Source organism: Nocardia sp. NPDC004711, assembly GCF_053601595.1.
Genome location: NZ_JBSGCB010000008.1, coordinates 114,575 through 130,798, shown reverse-complemented (window position 1 = coordinate 130,798; position 16,224 = coordinate 114,575). Strand labels below are relative to the sequence as shown.

Below are 16,224 nucleotides of genomic sequence, written 5' to 3'. Positions count from 1 at the left end.
AACTCGGCGAAACGACCGGCGTCCATCACTGAAACCTGTTCTAATTCTGGCATGGAGGCGCATACCGTACTCGGTGAACAGGTCCGCATGCCGGTGCAGATCCGGCACGCGGACGCCTGCTCGGCGCTGTTCCTCGTCGACGCGGCCGCGGCCCGCGACCTGCTCACCGGCACCGGGCTGGAGCCGATCACGACGCTGCCCGGAAAGGCCGTGCTCTCCCTGGCCTTCGTCCGCTACCTCGACGGAGACCTCGGGCCGTACCACGAATTCGCCTTCTCGCTCATGGCCAGACAGCCGGGACGCAAGAACAGCACCGGCGCGTACATCCACTGGCTGCCGGTCAACCAGAGCTTCACCTGTGAAGCGGGACAATCCATTTGGGGCTTCCCGAAGCTCATGGCCGATATCGACATCACGCCGGACGGCCGCGGGCACCGCTGCGAGGTCCACGTCGACGGGCAGTTCGTGCTCGCGCTGCGGGTCGCCGACGGCTTCCGCATGCCCGGCGGCGCGGGCGGGGCATCCATCGACGCGTACACCGCCCGCAATGGAATCCTGCGGCGCACACCGTGGGTCATGAATCCGGCCCAGGTCCGGGGACGGCCGGGCGGTGCGCGGATCGAACTCGGAAATCATCCGGTCTCCGAGCAATTGCGGACGCTGGGACTCCCCGCGCGCGCACTGTTCTCCAGCCGGATCGGCGCACTCCGCATGACCTTCGAGGACGCCGCGACGGTATTGCAGACCCGGGAGGTCCGATGAGCCGGACAGCACTCGTCACCGGAGCGGCCAGCGGCATGGGCCGCATCGTCGCGCAGCGACTCGCCGCCGCGGGCTGGCAGGTGGCCGCGGTCGACCTGAACGCCGACGGCCTGGCCACCATGGCCGCGCGCTCGCCCAACACCCACACCTACGAATGTGACGTGTCGGATTCCGCGCAGGTTCGCGCCGTCGTCGACAAGGTGCGCGCGGAACTGGGCAGCATCGACCGACTGGTGCACGCGGCCGGCATGGCCCACGTGCACGCCTCCGTGCTGGACCACGACGTGGCCCAGATCCGGAAGATGATGGACATCAACTACATCGGCACCGTCAATCTCTGCCAGGCCGTCATCCCCGCCATGAAGCAGGCGGGCGCGGGCACCGTGGTGTTGTTCGCCTCGCTCGCGGGCTGGCTGCCCTCACCCGGCATGGCCGGGTACACGGCCTCCAAGCACGCGGTGGTCGGCTTCGCCGACAGCCTCTCCTACGAACTGCACGACACCGGCGTGCGGCTGCTCGTGCTCTGCCCGCCCATGGTGGAGACCCCGTTCCTGGACGCGGTCCGCAAGGAGAACGCCAGCGTGCTCGGCAACGCCGGCGGCGCCACGCCCGAGAGCATTGTCGACGCGCTGGAAAAGGCACTGGCCAAACCGAAGTCGCCGCTGTTCGTCTTCCCCGGACAGGCGCGACCGGCGTATCTCATGCGGAGGCTGCTGCCCGGCCTGGCGCGTGCCATCGTCCGGCGCACGGTGCACCCCACCGAGTAATCCCCCCGAACGTGGATGCCGGCACGTGCTCCGATCGGCATCCGCTCCCGGCGCTGGGTAGCCGGCCCTGCGGCTGCCCAGCGCCGAAAACCCTTCGACCGGAGCCGAAACCAGCTACCGCGCAGCAATAATTCGGTGGCGCGCCCTCTCCCCACCAGGCACTCTGGGCTGTCTGCACTGCTCGAAGCACCTATTCGAGAGGGGATGGATGAGTTCGCGCACATCCGCTGTCAGGCTGGTTCTGCGCTACTACGGCCGGGAAATGGCCCGGCGCAAGACAATCACGATTCCGGCCATGCTGGGGCCCGCCCTCGGCAATATCTGCCAGCTCTACATCGCGCCGCTGCTGGTCGCGGTCGTCGTGGGCAAGGTGGCCGCCACCGGTGACTCCTCGTTCGGCACGCTCGCGCCGTACGTGATCGGGTTCGGCACGCTGCTGTTCATCGCGGAAGTCTTCTGGCGGTTGGGGATCCACTGTCTCAACCGTCTCGACGCCTACGGCATCGAGAGCCTCTACAACACCGCCATGGACGAACTGCTGGCCAAGGACTCGGCGTTCTTCCACAACAACTTCGCGGGCTCGCTGACCAAGCGCGCTCTGAGCTTCGCGACCCGGTTCGAGGAGTTCGCCGACACCTTCGCCTTCGAGATCGTCGCCGCCCTGGTGCCGCTGAGCTTCGCCTCGGTGGTGCTGTGGCGCTACGACCCGATGCTGGTCGTCGTGCTGCTCGGCCTGATCGCGGTGAGCGGCGTCGTGGTCGCCCCGCTGATCCGGCGGCGCCAGCACCTGGTCGACGACCGCGAGGCCGCCATCGCGCGGGTATCGGGCCACGTCTCCGACACCCTGTCGAACATGCAGGCGGTGCGGGCCTTCGCGGCCGAACCGCAGGAGATCGAGGAGCATCGGCGGCGGGTGGCGGTGCAGCGGCGAAAGTCGTTGCGGTCCTGGGACTACAACAACCTCTACATCGACACCGCGGTCACGCCGCTGATGGTGATCGTGAACGTCTCCGGATTGCTGATCGCGCTGGGCATCGGCGGCGGGCACGCCTCGGTCGAGGTGATCATGGTGGCCTTCACCTACTACTGGAACGCCACCGGCATCATGTTCCGGTTCAACCAGATCTACCGGCGGCTGGAGAGTGCCACCACCGAGGCCGCGCAGTTCACCGAACTGCTGCTGGAATCACCGACGGTGCTCGACACCAGCGAGCCGGAACCGCTGTGCCCCAAGGGCTCCGGCATCCGGTTCGAGCGGGTGGACTTCGCCCACGCGGGTGCGCCGCCCCTGTTCCGCGGGCTGGATCTGGATGTGGCCAGTGGCGCGCGCATCGGCCTGGTCGGCCGGTCGGGCGGCGGCAAGAGCACGCTCACCCAGCTGCTGCTGCGCATGATGGATGTCGACGGCGGAGTAATCCGTATCGGCGGACAGGATATCTCGCGCCTGCGGCAGCGTGATCTGCGCAGCCTGCTGTCCTACGTGCCGCAGGACCCGGCCATGTTCCACCGGTCGCTGAGCGACAACATTCGCTTCGCCCGGCCCGAGGCCACCGACGAGGAGGTGCGGCGCGCCGCCAAGGCCGCGCACGTCACCGAATTCGCGGACGGGCTACCCGAGGGCATGGAGACGCTCATCGGCGAGCGCGGCGTGAAACTCTCCGGCGGGCAACGCCAGCGGGTCGCGCTCGCACGGGCAATCCTGCGCGACGCCCCGATCCTGCTGCTGGACGAGGCCACCAGCGCCCTCGACTCCGAGAGCGAAATCCTTGTGCAGCAAGCGCTCTGGGAGTTGATGGAAGGGCGTACGGCGCTGGTGGTCGCGCACCGGTTGAGCACGGTGGCCGGGATGGACCGGCTGATCGTGCTCGATCGCGGGCGGATCGTCGAACAGGGCAGCCACGAGGAGCTGCTGCGCGGCGAGGGTACGTACGCGCAGCTGTGGCGGCACCAGTCCGGCGGCTTCCTCGGCGAGGAGCTGGCCGCTCGCTGACGGTGAGGTGGCGATGTGAGAGGTCCGTCGCCACCTCAGCTCCGGGGGAGTCCCCGGAATTCCTAGTTGCCCTGGAAATTGGGCTTGCGCTTCTCGGCGAAGGCGCGCGGGCCCTCCTTCGCGTCGTTGCTGCGGAAGACCGGCAGGCCGACCTTGGCGTCGATCTTGAACGCCTCTTCCTCGTGCATGCCCTCGGTGTCGCGGATGACCTTCAGGATCGCCTGCACGGCCAGCGGGCCGTTGTTGTTGATCAGCTCGGCGATCTCGAGGGCCTTGTCCAGCGCGGTCCCGTCCGGCACCACGTGGCCGATGAGGCCGAAGTTCAGCGCCTCGGCCGCGGTGATGTGGCGACCGGTCAGCAGCAGTTCCGCGGCGACGGTGTAGGGGATCTGGCGCGGCAGCCGCACCGCCGAGCCGCCCATCGGGAACAGGCTCCACTTCGCCTCGGAGACACCGAACTTGGCGCTCTCACCGGCGATGCGGATATCGGTGCCCTGCAGGATCTCGGTGCCGCCCGCGATGGCCGCGCCCTCCACCGCCGCGATCAGCGGCTTGGTCAGGCGACGGCCCTTGAGCAGACCCGGCATGCGGGACGGGTCGAACGCACTGCCCTCCTTCATGCCGTCGTCCGGGCTGCGCTTGTTCATGGCCTTCAGGTCCGCGCCCGCGCAGAACGCGCCGCCGGCACCGGTGAGGATGCAGGAGCGGATCTCCGGATCGTTGTCGACGGTGTCCCACGCCTCGGTCATGATCGCCAGCATCTCGCCGGTGAGGGCGTTCTTGGACTTGGGGCGGTTCATGGTGACGATCAGCGTCGCGCCGCGCTTCTCGACCAGAGCGTGCGGTTCGGTGTTGCTAGGTGTTTCAGCAGTCGCTGCGGTCATCGCCGACCCTTCTTTCCACATGGGCGAACCAAGATTCCGGCACGAAACTACCCCGCGCCGTTGTCCTGAACAATAACGTGTTCTAGTTTGGAGCATGGTGACCGCCGTCACGGGCGGCAAGTAGTGGAGAGAGTCCCATGAGCACAACGAGCAAGGCGAAGCTTCCGCCGCGCGTCACGGAATCCCTCATCAACCGGCTGACCGCGATGGTGACGGCGGGCCGGGCCGGCGAGGCCCGCGAGCCCTTCGAGATGGTCGAGGTCTACACCGGCGACGTCGTCGGCTACCTGCCGCAGTCCTCGCCCGAGGACGTCGAGGCCGCCGTCGAGATCTCCCGCGCCGCCCAGAAGGAATGGGCCGCCCGGCCGCTCAAGGACCGCCTCGCCGTATTCGAGCGCGCGCACGAGCTGATTCTCTCCGAGATCGAGACCATCGCGGACCTGATCCAGATCGGCTGCGGCAAGGCGCGGCGGATGGCCATCGAGGAGGCGTGCGATACGCCGATGGTCATCGCCCACTACCTGAAGACCGCCGAGAAGACCCTCAAGCCCAAGAAGCGCAGCGGCCCGATGCCGGTCATCACCTCCTCCACCGAGGAGCACCGGCCCAAGGGCGTGGTCGCGGTCATCGCGCCGTGGAACTTCCCGTTCGCCATCTCCATGTCCGACTCCACCCCGGCGCTCATGGCCGGCAACGGCGTGATCATGAAGCCGGACAACAAGACCGCGCTGTGCACCCTGTACGGCATCGAACTGCTGCAGAAGGCGGGCCTGCCGCGCGGGCTCATCCAGGTGGTCTGCGGCGGCGGCCCCGACGTCGGCCCCACCCTCATCGACAATGTCGAGTTCGTCATGTTCACCGGCTCCACCGCCACCGGCCGCACCATCGGTGAGCAGGCCGGGCGCAACCTCATCGGCTGCAGCCTGGAACTCGGCGGCAAGAACCCGATGATCGTGCTCGACGACGTCAACCTCGACGAGGCCATCCCCTCGGCCGTGTTCGCCGTCTTCGGCAACACCGGCCAGGCGTGCATGCACATCGAGCGCATCTACGTCCACGAGCGCATCTACGACGAGTACCTGCGCCGCTTCGTGGCCGCCGCCGAGGACCTCGCCGGCAAGATGGGCGCCAGCTACGACTTCGATCCCGAGATGGGCTCGCTGGTCTCGGTGGACCACATGAAGCGCGTCGCCGCCCACGTCGACGAGGCCCGGGAGAAGGGCGCGACCGTCGTCACCGGCGGCAACCCCCGCCCCGACATCGGGCCCGCCTTCTTCGAGCCGACCGTCCTCACCGGCGTCACCAAGGACATGGCCCACGCCACCATGGAGACCTTCGGCCCCGTGGTCAGCATCTACAAGTACGGCACCGAGGACGAGGCCGTCGCGCTCGCGAACGACACCGCGTACGGCCTCAACGCCAGCATCTGGACCGGAAACATCGACCGCGCAACGAAACTCGCCGAGCGCGTCGAAGCCGGCGCCATCAATATCAACGACGGCTTCGTCACCAGCTACGCCGCCAAGGGCACCCCGTCGGGCGGCGTGAAGCAGTCCGGCGTCGGCACCCGCCACGGCGCGGCCGGCATTCTCAAGTACACCGACACCATCAATGTCGGCGTGCAGAAGAAGCAGATCATGGCGGCCCGCGCCAACATGCCCTACGAGAAGCAGCTCAAGTCCACCCTGGTCACGCTGCGCCTCATGCGGCGCCTGCACCTGGGCTGAAAGCCGTTCCACCGCATCGGGTCCCGGCCGGGTTGGCCGGGACCCGATGTGCGTTCGGGTCAGGGTCGCTGCGCGGTCAGCGACAGTCGTGCCACCCCGATGATGTGCGAACCCATCGAGAACGACGCGACCGTCGGGGTGGTCGCCGCGGGCAGGTCCAGCGTCGGGGTGTCCAGGGCCAGCACGGAGATCTGGTAGGTGTGCGGCCGGTCGCCGGCGGGCGGGCACGGACCCAGGTAGCCGGGGACGCCGGCGTCGTTGGCGCCCGCCACACTCGCGGCGCCCGCGGTGAAATCGGTTGCGGCGGCGGGGATGTCCCAGTTCATCCAATGCCAGAAGCCCGCGCCGGTCGGCGCGTCCGGGTCGAACATGGTGACCGCGAAGCTCTTCGCTCCGGCCGGAGCGCCGGACCAGCGCAGGCGCGGGGCATGATTGGCGGCCGTGCAGCCGAAGGCGCCCGCGTAGAAGTCGGCCGGGAAGGCACGGTCGGCCGTGGCGTCACCGGTGGTGACGGTGAACGGGGCGGCCGACGCGGGAACCACGGCCCGAACCTGAACGGACGGAGCCGGATTCGGGCTCGGGGTCGCGGCGGACGAATCCCGGTCGCTGCCGCAGGCGGCGGCGGACAGCAGGGCCGCCACGGCGAAGGTCGCGGAAACGATGCGTGCGGTGCGATTCATGGCGGTTCTCCTCGTCGTTCGACTGACGAGAAGAGACTCTCGGAATCCGGTACCGCCAGGGAGATCGTCCGCACCCTGGTATCCCGCGTGCCACCCGCCCGCACCCTAGGCTGAGGGCCGGGAGCCGGGGCTCCGGCGAGAAGGAGTGCGAGCGTGGACACTACGACATCGGGAAGGGAGCTGGGCGCCTTCCTGCGGGCCATGCGGGAACGGCTGGCCCCCGAACAGGCGGGGCTGCCGAACGTCGGGCAGCGGCGTACTCCGGGCCTGCGACGGCAGGAGGTGGCGCAGCTCGCGGCGGTCAGCGTCGACTGGTACATCCGCCTCGAACAGGGCCGCGTCGGCACCCCCGGCGCCGCCATCCTCGACGCCCTCGCCGACGCCCTGCGGCTCACCGACGCCGAGCGCGCGCACCTGCACCTCATCGCCCGCGGCGCCCAGCCGCCCACCCGCCGCCGACCGGCCGACCCGCCGGAATCACTGCGCGCCATCCTCGACGGCCTGCCCGCCCTCCCGGCCTACCTGTCCGACTTCCGCCTCGACGTGCTGGCCCGCAACACCGCCGCGTCGGCTCTGTTCGGCCCGGGCTTCGAACCCGGCATCAATGTCGCCCGCCTGACCCTGCTCGACCCCGCCACCCGCGCCACCCAGCTGGACTGGGACCGGGTGGCCCGCGAGACCGTCGGCAACCTGCGCCGCAACCTGGCCCGCCACCCCGATGACCCGCGCCTGCGCGAGGTGATCGGCGAATTGCGCACGGACAGCCCCGAATTCGCCACCTGGTGGGATGACCATGCGGTTCAGGACCGCAGCCACGGCACCAAACGCATCCGGCATCCCGACGCGGGCGACCTGACGGTCTGCTACGACAACCTCACCAGCCCCGACGGGGCCGACTACAGCCTCACCGTCCTCACGCCCGTGGACGCGACGTCCGCCGCCGCCCTGCGCACCATCCTCACCGACCACGCGGACCGCCTGGGCGGCACCCGCCTTCGTCCGGTCGCGGGCTGACGACTGGAAACCAACCCCGAAACCAAGCGGGGTCCCTGAAAAACACGCGGGGTCCCTGAAAAACACAAAACCCCCGGCTCTCGAAAGAGCCGGGGGCCGAGTTGTGTCTCAACCACACAGTCGGGGTGACAGGATTTGAACCTGCGACCTCTTCGTCCCGAACGAAGCGCGCTACCAAGCTGCGCCACACCCCGTGAAGCGAACCTGCAGTAGCTTAGCGCACCCGTCGTCCAGACGTTAAATCGGCTGGTCAGGTGCTCTAAAGCAGGCGAAAAGTGGCGAACATCTTACGCGCGAAATCGGCCGTGACCGAGCGATCCACGCCCGTGTCGGCGAGGATCACCAGCACCAGCGAACCCTTGCCGGCGCCCACGCTGAGAGCGAAGGTGTAGACCGAATAGCCGGTGGCGCATCCCGCGGGAGCGGTGAAGCCGCCGCTGGTCTCCAGGAAGGTGCCGTGCAGCTGGCCGTCGCTGGTGTCGAGGGGTTGCGCGGTGCCCGGGGTGAGCGAGGTCTTGGTGGTGTAGCCGATGCGGGCGGCGTGCGCACCCACATCGGTGGCCGCCGCGGCCGCATCGGAGATATCCGAGGTGGACAGGAACATGGTGGTCCGCACATTGCTCGGGCAGTAGTCCGAACCCTCCTCCGCGAAGCCCGCAGCGGGAATGCTGTCGGTGCCGTTCCCGTAGGTGGTGGCGGTCAGATCGGTCTTCCAGTCGCTGGGGATGTCCCACGCGGCCTTCAGGTCCTTGGGCACGTCGACCTGATAGCCGGGAATCTGGGGAGCCAGGGTGGACGCCGGGGTCGTGGTGGTGCGCGGCGTGGTGGCGGGCGCGCTGGTGATCGAGGTGGGCTTCGCGGCGGTCGGGGTGGGGCCGTTGCCGGAATCGCGCATCACGATCACGATCGCCACGACGGCCACGATCGCCGCCACGAGCGCGCCCACGCCTGCCAGCAGCCACACCCGCCTGCGATTGCCGCCCGGCGGGGGCCCGAAGCCGCCCGGTTGCCCGGCGGCGAAGGGCGACGCGCCCGTGCTGTACGAATTCGCGCTCGGCGGAACGGGATTCGGCCCGGACCGATAGGGCGAGGACTGGTAGGGGTTGGGCCCCGACTGGTACGGGCTCGGGCCCGGCCACGGTCCTGGACCCGAGGCCGGACCCGGTCCCGGGATCGGATTCGGCCCGGAGGCTTGGGGATTCGGGTTCGGCTGGGGATACGGGCGCGGTGGGCTGGGCTGCGGCCGTTCGTGCACCGGCCCCTGCCACCAGTCCCCGCTGGACGTCGTCTTCTCCGGATCGATGTCCTGGCCGTCGGTTTCACCGCTCATCGTCGGACCCCCTGTGACGAGTCGTGCCGGCTACTGGATCGGGCGGATACTGGCGAGAATCTTCTTCGCCAGGGTCGCGTCCACGGACTGGTCCACCCCGGTGTCCGCGGCGATGGTGAACACGAAAGCGCCGCTGTCGCCGGGGAAGGCGAAGGTGTAGACCGAATACGTCGAGGCACAGCCCGCCGCCGGAGCCGGGGCAGCGCCCTTGGTCTCCATGTAGATGCCCTGCAGCTGCCCGTCCGAGGACTGGAAGGACTCCGCCGCGCCGGGCGTCGCACCCGTCGATGTGGACCAGCCGATGCGGCCCATCCGGGTGCCGATGTCGGCCGCCGCCCGTGTCGGATCCGTCTCGTCGGACTGGGTCAGAAAGATGTTGGTGCGCACGTACTTCGGGCAGTACTCGATGCCGTCCTGCGCCAGCCCGGCCACCGGAATGCTGTCCGCGCCGCTGCCGAAGGTGCTCTGCCCGGTGCCGTCCACCTTCCAGCTCTGCGGAATGTCGTATGCCGCACCGTTGTCCGTGATCGTGACCACCTGGTAGCCGGGGATCACCGCGGCGGGCGTGCTGGTCGCCTTCGGGGCGGTGGTCCTGGCGGTCGTCGGCCGGCCCGACTGGGTGGGCTTGGCCGCGGTCGAGGTGAGCGCGCTGATCAGCGACGGCGCGGTGTTCGACCTCGCCGAGGCGTCGTTCGAGTTCCGGTGCACCAGCGCCACGACCACCACCGCGGCGATGATCGCCAGCACCAGCACGCCGACACCGGCGAACAGCCATACCCGGCGATTGCCGCCACCGGGCGGCGGGGGATAGGGCGGCTGCTGGCCGTAGCCCTGCGGCGCGCCGAACGCTTGGGTCGGCGGGTACTGGGCCAGGTACTGGGCGGGACCGGGCGGATAGGGCTGGCCGTACGGGCCGCCGGTGAGCGGGGTCGTCGCCTGCGGCTGCCCGTAGCCGGGCTGCTGCCAGCCCGGATCGGGTTGCGGCGCACCATAACCCGGCTGCGGCGCACCATAACCCGGCTGCGGCGACGGTTGCGGCTGCTGCCAGGTCTGATCCTGTCCGGGCACACCCTGCCACCAGTCCGGATCGGGTTCCGGACGGCCGGGCTCGTTGCTGTGGTCGTTTCCACTGGTCACGGTTGCCCCCTGACTGACGACTACATACCGCGCTGTATATCGCGGCGGGCGCTCACCGCGCGACAGCCTCCGACGACGCGGTGCGACCCCGCCCCGACTCGGCGACCGGCTTCTTCGGCGGCGCGCCGACCAGCGTCAGCAGCGTCGCCTCCGGGCGGCAGCAGAACCGGTACGGAGCCCAGGGCGAGGTCCCCAGACCCGCCGACACGTGCAGCCGGGTGTGCGCGCCCCAGCGCGAGGCGCCCTTCACCCGGGCGCGGTCGATCCCGCAGTTGGTCACCAGGGCGCCGAAGCCCGGCAGGCACAGCTGCCCACCGTGGGTGTGGCCCGCCATCACCAGGTCGTAGCCGTCGGCCGCGAATCGGTCCAGTACCCGCGGCTCCGGCGAGTGGGTGAGTCCGATGCTCAAGTCCGCCAGCGGATTCGGCGCACCCGCCACGGTGTCGTAGCGGTCCCGCTGCAGATGCGGATCGTCCACGCCCGCGGTCGAGATCCGCACCCCGGCGACCTCGATATCGCGGCGCACATGCGTCAGGTCCAGCCAGCCCCGCTCGGTGAACGCGGCCCGCAGATCCTGCCAGGGCAGCGGATCACCGTAGACCCGCTTGTGGTCCTTGTTGAAGTACTTGAACGGGTTCTTCGGCACCGGCGCGAAGTAATCGTTCGAGCCGAACACGAAAATGCCGGGACGCGCGAGCAATCCACCCAGTGACTGCACCACGGCGGGCACCGACTTCTGGTGCGAGAGGTTGTCCCCGGTGTTCACCACCAGATCCGGCTCCAGCCGGTCCAGCTCCCGCAGCCAGGCCTGCTTCAACTGCTGCCCGGGCATCATGTGCAGGTCGCTGATGTGCAGCACCCGTAGGGAGGGCTTGCCCGGTTCCAGCACCGGTAGCGTCGCCTCACGCAGCGTGAAGGCATTGCGCTCGATGAGCGTCGCGTATCCGATTCCGGCGACCGCGGCCCCGGCGGCTCCGAGTGCGGCACGGCTGAGGACGGAAGTCGAGAAGACGGGCATTTGCCCAGAATAGGCGACCCGGCGGAGAAACATCGAGTCAAATGAGCTGGACCACGATAGAAGTCCCTCGTACCGTGTCGCTCATGTCGGAACTCAAATCCAAGCTGCGGTCGGACATGACCACCGCGATGAAGAGCAAGGACACGCTGCGGCTGGCCACCCTGCGGATGCTGCTGTCCGCCGTTCAGAACGCGGAAGTCGCCGGACCCGAGGCCCGTGAGCTTTCCGACGCGGAGATCATCGCCGTCCTGCAGAAGGAGGCGAAGAAGCGCAATGAGGCCGCCGTCGTCTACGAGCAGGCCGGGCGTGGCGAGCTGGCCGCCAACGAGCGCGCCGAGGAATCGATCATCGACGAGTACCTGCCCACCCAGCTCACCGATGCCGAGGTGGGCGACATCGCCGACACCGCCATCGCCGACGTCGCCGAGCAGCTGGGGGAGCGGCCCGGGATGAAGCAGATGGGTCAGGTCATGAAGGCCGCGACGGCGCTCGCCGCGGGGCGCGCGGACGGGTCGCGGATCTCCGCGGCCGTGAAGGCGCGACTCTGACACTGTCTTGTTGATACGAAAGGCCCGGAGTGAGTGAATCACTCCGGGCCTTTCCTTTGCCTGCCGCGAGATTGCCTACCGCGGGATCGGGATGGGAATCGGGATCGGCGGCAGCTGCGGGAGGGGGATGCTCGGCAAGCCCGGCACCGTGGGCGGCGCGTTCGGCGCGGGCGCCGGAATCTGACTGCCGTCGCTCACGTAGAGCGTGATCACCGAGCCCGGGATGGCCGACCCGTTCGGCGAGACGTTCATGACCGTCCCCTTGTTCGCGCCGGGCTGCGTCGTCACCGACACCTGGAAGCCCGCCCCGACCAGGGTGGAGGTGGCCTCCGCCTGGGACATGCCGATCACATCCGGGATCTGCGAATTGTTCGATCCGCGAACGTACTTGTCGTCCAGCGGCGGCAACGCCGCCGGCGGGAAGTGGTCGAGCACGTTCTTCATCGCGCCCAGATAGGTTTTGGCGGGCTCATTACCGCCGTACAGGTTTCCGCTGCCACAGCTGCGGAGCGGGAACGAGCAGATCTCGCCCGGCGTCGGGCTGTCGCCGTAGATGTAGCTGGCCCCGGCGAAGGAGTTGGTGAAGGCCAGGAAGGCCGAGGACCGGTGGGTCTCGGTGGTGCCCGTCTTGGCCGAGGTCGGGACGTTCCAGCCCACCGAGTGTGCCGAACCGGCACCGGTACCGCTCACCACGTCCTGGCTCAGGGCATTGGCGAGGGTGTTGGCCAGGCCCGGATCCACCACCTGCTCACATGCCTGCTGGGTCAGCGGCACCTGCTTGCCGTTGCGGTCCACCACCTCCTTGATCGGGGTGGGCGGGCACCACTTGCCGCTGGAAGCCAGCGTGGCGGCCACATTCGACAGTTCGAGGGGGTTGATCGCCACCGGGCCCAGGGTGAACGAGCCCAGGTTCTGGTCCTTGATCATGTCGGCCAGGCTCTGGTTGCCGTGGCCGGAGGTGCCGGGCTGGGTGTAGGAACGCATGCCCAGGCGCACCGCCATATCGACGGTCGGCTGTACCCCGACGGCCTGGATCAGCTTGACGAACGCCGTGTTCGGCGAGGTCGCCAGCGCCTGCGTCACCGACATCGAGCCCGCGTAGTTGCCCGCGTTCTTCACGCAGTAGGTCTCCGGCGGGCAGCCCGGCGTCCCGGAATTACCCATGCCCTTGGCAGAGAAGAACGCCGGGACGTCCAGCGTGGCATTGATGCCCAGGCCCTTCTCCATGGCCGCGGCCGTGGTGAAGATCTTGAAGATCGAGCCCGCGCCGTCACCGACCATCGAGTACGGCTGCGGCTGCACGGTCTGATGCGCGTTGGCGTCCAGGCCGTAGACGCGGCTCGAGCCCATGGCCAGCACCGGATGCGAATCCTGGCCGGGCGCCACGATATTCATGACCTCGGCGATGTCGTCCAGATTCGGGTTGGTGTTGGCGGCCAGCGAGTCGCGCACCTGGTCCTGGACCGCCGGGTCCAGCGTGGTGCGGATCAGGTAGCCGCCCTTCTCGAGCTGATCGCGGCTGATGCCGGCGTTGTTCAGGTACTGCATCGCGTAGTCGCAGAAGAAGCCGCGGTCATTGGCCGCGATGCAGCCGCGCGGCAGGCCCTTGGGCTCGGGCAGCACGCCGAGGGGCAATTCCTTGGCCTTGCGATACTCGTCGGCGCGATTGGGCACATTCTGGATCAGCGTGTCCAGCACGGTGTTCCGGCGCTCCAGCACGCCCGTGGGGTTGGTGTACGGGTTCAGCTTGGAGCTGGACTGCACCATGCCGGCGAGCATGGCCGACTGCACGACGTTCAGATCCTTGGCGTCCACACCGAAGTAGGTCTGCGCGGCGTCCTGGATGCCGTAGGAGCCGTTGCCGAACGGCACCAGGTTGAGATACCGGGTGAGGATCTCGTCCTTGGTGAGCCGCTTGTCCAGGGTCAGCGCCATCCGGATCTCGCGGATCTTGCGGGCGGGGGTGGTCTCCGTGGCGGCCCGGCGTTCGGCGTCGGTCTTGGCCACGACGAGCAGCAGGTAGTTCTTCACATACTGCTGGTCGATGGTGGAGCCACCCTGGGAGACCTGGCCGCCCGACGTGTTGGTCAGGAAGGCGCGGAAGGTGCCCTGCCAGTCCACACCGTGGTGGTCGGCGAAGCGCTTGTCCTCCACCGAGACCAAGGACAGTTTCATGTCATTGGAGATCTTCTCGCTGGGGACTTCGAAGCGGCGCTGCTCGTACAGCCAGGCGAACGGTGTTCCATTCGCATCCACCATGGTCGAGACGGCGGGCACGCTGCCCTCGACGAGTTCGGCGGAGACATTGTCGACGGCGTCCGCGGCTCGGTTGGAGATGAACCCGAAGCCACCGGCGAGCGGGAACAGCAGCCCGGCGAGCAACACGGCGGCCAAGACGCACGCGCCTGCCAGTCTCCAGAGCGTTCGTGTGATCGGCACGGGCCCTAGCCTAATTGGCCTCGCGGACACTCGGCGTTCGCCCGGCGGGGTGTTCATTCGTCCTAAAAGAGACGGACTGCCCGGTTCCGTGCAACGAATGCGTGGACGGACGTACCAGAAAATCTCGGGACGGTCTTGCGCAGGCCGCACACCTTTACCTAGATTGAGAACCCAGTGTGATAGAGCTAACACTCAAAGTGGAATGTGGTGCAGAACGCAGTGGGGTTGGGTAACTGCGCGCTGCACTCGCGATTCTGGAGCGCCGTGACCCGGTGTTCGGACTGCAAAGGGGCACACCAAATGCACATGACTACCCCGATCGCTCGATTGGACGTGGAGCAGGCCGAAGCGAGAATCGCCTGGGTTTCCCAGGCCCGATGCAAGGAAGTGGATCCCGACCAGCTGTTCGTGCGTGGCGCAGCGCAGCGCAAAGCGGCAACCATCTGCCGGCACTGCCCGGTGCTGATGGAGTGCGGGGCGGATGCCCTGGACAACCGTGTCGAGTTCGGAGTGTGGGGCGGCATGACCGAGCGGCAGCGCCGCGCGCTGCTCAAGCAGCATCCGGAGGTGACGAGTTGGGCGGACTTCTTCCGCGTCCAGCGATCACAGAAGGTAGCGATGTAACCGAGTATCCCTTACCCAGATCCCCCCTATAAGCAGAACGGATCGAGCCCGCGAAAGCGGGCTCGATCCGTGTCCAGGGTCGGATCGGGCATTTCAAACCAAAGGGTCGAACTGCCTGACTCGGTCAGGCGGACTTCACGCCCGCCTCGACCAGCTGATCACCCACCGCACGCAGCGCTTCCAGGTCGGCGACCTCGAACGGCAGCGCGGTGACGGCCACGATCGGGACGCTCGGGTGCGCGCCCGTGAAGCGGTGCAGCAGATGCTGTTCCCGCTTGGCGGTGGCGGCCCGGTGGGCGTGGATGCGCAGTACCGCGGCGGTCAGGGCCTCCGGGGTGTCCGCCTCGGGTTCCGGCGTCGCGCCGTTGGTCGCGGTCTCCGGCGCGAGCCGATCCGCGGCAACCTGCGCCTCCTCCGCGGACAGGCCGCTCAGCACCGGGTGGGTCCGGTTCAGTACCAGGCCGGCCAGCGGCATCCGGTCGGTCGAGAGCCGATCGACGAAGAAGCTCGCCTCGCGCAGCGCGTCCGGCTCGGCCGCGGCCACCACCAGGAAGTGGGTGCCCGGCCGCGACAGCATGGCGTAGGTGCGGTCCGCGCGATCCTGGAAGCCGCCGAACATGGACTCCAGTGACTGCAAGAAGACACTGGCGTCTTTGAGCAATTGACCGCCGACGATGGTCGAGACGCCGCGCAGCGCCAGGCTCATGGCGCCCGCCACGAATCGCCCGACCCCGCGGCCCGGGGCCATGATGACCCGGATCATCTTGCCGTTGAGGAAGTTGCCCAGTCGCTTCGGCGCGTCCAGGAAGTCCAGGGCATTGCGGGAGGGCGGGGTGTCGACCACGATCAGGTCCCACTCGCGCTTGGACGCCAGCTGCCCGAGCTTCTCCATCGCCATGTACTCCTGGGTGCCACCGAAGGAGGACGCGACGGTCTGGTAGATCGGGTTGGCGAAGATCTGCTCGGCCTTGTCCGGACTGGTGTGCTCGAGCACCATGTCGTCGAAGGTGCGGCGCATGTTCAGCATCATGGCGAACAGCTCGCCCTTGGCCTCGGGCCCGAGTTCGACCTTCTGCGGGGCGTTTCCGAGATCGTTCACGCCCAGCGACTGGGCCAGCCGGCGCGCCGGGTCGATGGTGAGCACCACGACCTTGCGGCCCGACTCGGCGGCGCGCAGCGCGATGGCCGCGGCCGTGGTGGTCTTGCCGACGCCGCCGGAGCCGCAACACACCACGATGCGGGCCGACGGATCCGCGAGGATCTTCGAAATGTCCAGGGGCACAGTGCCTGCCGGAACGACCATG

General features: G+C 68.5%; 14 protein-coding genes and 1 tRNA gene. 7 read left to right on the top strand and 8 right to left on the bottom strand.

The genetic code is table 11. The annotated features are described in order from the left end of the window. Positions 1 to 51: 51 nt before the first annotated feature. From ACWEKS_RS10010 to ACWEKS_RS10000, 3 genes are all read left to right on the top strand, one after another. Positions 52 to 762 (top strand): acetoacetate decarboxylase family protein, encoded by a 711-nt coding sequence (locus ACWEKS_RS10010; protein WP_452339727.1) that lies wholly within the window; start codon positions 52 to 54, stop codon positions 760 to 762. Next, a complete protein-coding gene (locus ACWEKS_RS10005) occupies positions 759 to 1,529 on the top strand; it encodes an SDR family NAD(P)-dependent oxidoreductase (protein WP_452339726.1) in 771 nt (256 codons plus the stop codon). Before ACWEKS_RS10010 ends, ACWEKS_RS10005 begins: the two co-directional genes overlap by 4 nt. Before the next feature lie 208 nt (positions 1,530 to 1,737). Then, complete coding sequence (locus ACWEKS_RS10000) at positions 1,738 to 3,519, top strand: ABC transporter ATP-binding protein (protein WP_452339725.1); 1,782 nt, start codon at positions 1,738 to 1,740, stop codon at positions 3,517 to 3,519. 62 nt (positions 3,520 to 3,581) lie between these two features. Here the strand turns inward: ACWEKS_RS10000 and ACWEKS_RS09995 are convergent, their stop codons facing one another. Next, on the bottom strand, positions 3,582 to 4,403 hold the full coding sequence (locus tag ACWEKS_RS09995; protein ID WP_354839022.1) for a crotonase/enoyl-CoA hydratase family protein: 822 nt from the start codon (positions 4,401 to 4,403) through the stop codon (positions 3,582 to 3,584). Positions 4,404 to 4,540: 137 nt separating this feature from the next. On the opposite strand from ACWEKS_RS09995, the gene ACWEKS_RS09990 reads away from it, so the two are divergent. After that, positions 4,541 to 6,130 carry a succinic semialdehyde dehydrogenase gene (locus ACWEKS_RS09990; protein WP_452339724.1) on the top strand — a complete coding sequence of 530 codons (1,590 nt, stop codon included), beginning with the start codon at positions 4,541 to 4,543 and terminating at the stop codon, positions 6,128 to 6,130. Between the two features lie 59 nt (positions 6,131 to 6,189). Here ACWEKS_RS09990 and ACWEKS_RS09985 read toward each other — a convergent pair whose 3' ends face one another. After that, positions 6,190 to 6,810: a YbhB/YbcL family Raf kinase inhibitor-like protein gene (locus ACWEKS_RS09985; protein ID WP_452339723.1), complete on the bottom strand. Its 621-nt coding sequence runs from the start codon at positions 6,808 to 6,810 to the stop codon at positions 6,190 to 6,192. Between the two features lie 153 nt (positions 6,811 to 6,963). Between ACWEKS_RS09985 and ACWEKS_RS09980 the strand changes: the two genes are divergently transcribed. Further along, positions 6,964 to 7,824 carry a helix-turn-helix transcriptional regulator gene (locus ACWEKS_RS09980; protein ID WP_452339722.1) on the top strand — a complete coding sequence of 287 codons (861 nt, stop codon included), beginning with the start codon at positions 6,964 to 6,966 and terminating at the stop codon, positions 7,822 to 7,824. A gap of 120 nt (positions 7,825 to 7,944) precedes the next feature. Here the strand turns inward: ACWEKS_RS09980 and ACWEKS_RS09975 are convergent. From ACWEKS_RS09975 to ACWEKS_RS09960, 4 genes are all read right to left on the bottom strand, one after another. Further along, a tRNA-Pro gene (locus ACWEKS_RS09975) sits at positions 7,945 to 8,018 on the bottom strand. A 65-nt stretch (positions 8,019 to 8,083) separates the two neighbouring features. Beyond that, entirely contained in the window at positions 8,084 to 9,154 is a 1,071-nt protein-coding gene (locus ACWEKS_RS09970) for a hypothetical protein (RefSeq protein ID WP_452339721.1), read from the bottom strand. A gap of 30 nt (positions 9,155 to 9,184) precedes the next feature. Beyond that, a complete protein-coding gene (locus ACWEKS_RS09965) occupies positions 9,185 to 10,291 on the bottom strand; it encodes a hypothetical protein (RefSeq protein WP_452339720.1) in 1,107 nt (368 codons plus the stop codon). Positions 10,292 to 10,343: 52 nt separating this feature from the next. Next, positions 10,344 to 11,309 (bottom strand): metallophosphoesterase, encoded by a 966-nt coding sequence (locus ACWEKS_RS09960; RefSeq protein WP_452339719.1) that lies wholly within the window; start codon positions 11,307 to 11,309, stop codon positions 10,344 to 10,346. 83 nt (positions 11,310 to 11,392) lie between these two features. Between ACWEKS_RS09960 and ACWEKS_RS09955 the strand changes: the two genes are divergently transcribed. Next, positions 11,393 to 11,857: a GatB/YqeY domain-containing protein gene (locus ACWEKS_RS09955; RefSeq protein WP_354839043.1), complete on the top strand. Its 465-nt coding sequence runs from the start codon at positions 11,393 to 11,395 to the stop codon at positions 11,855 to 11,857. Between the two features lie 75 nt (positions 11,858 to 11,932). Here the strand turns inward: ACWEKS_RS09955 and ACWEKS_RS09950 are convergent, their stop codons facing one another. Continuing rightward, on the bottom strand, positions 11,933 to 14,296 hold the full coding sequence (locus ACWEKS_RS09950; protein ID WP_452339718.1) for a penicillin-binding protein: 2,364 nt from the start codon (positions 14,294 to 14,296) through the stop codon (positions 11,933 to 11,935). Between the two features lie 300 nt (positions 14,297 to 14,596). Between ACWEKS_RS09950 and ACWEKS_RS09945 the strand changes: the two genes are divergently transcribed. Further along, on the top strand, positions 14,597 to 14,920 hold the full coding sequence (locus ACWEKS_RS09945) for a WhiB family transcriptional regulator (RefSeq protein ID WP_033089817.1): 324 nt from the start codon (positions 14,597 to 14,599) through the stop codon (positions 14,918 to 14,920). A gap of 124 nt (positions 14,921 to 15,044) precedes the next feature. On the opposite strand, the gene ACWEKS_RS09940 is transcribed toward ACWEKS_RS09945, so the two are convergent. After that, a complete protein-coding gene (locus ACWEKS_RS09940; protein WP_452339717.1) occupies positions 15,045 to 16,223 on the bottom strand; it encodes an ArsA family ATPase in 1,179 nt (392 codons plus the stop codon). Position 16,224 lies beyond the last annotated feature (1 nt).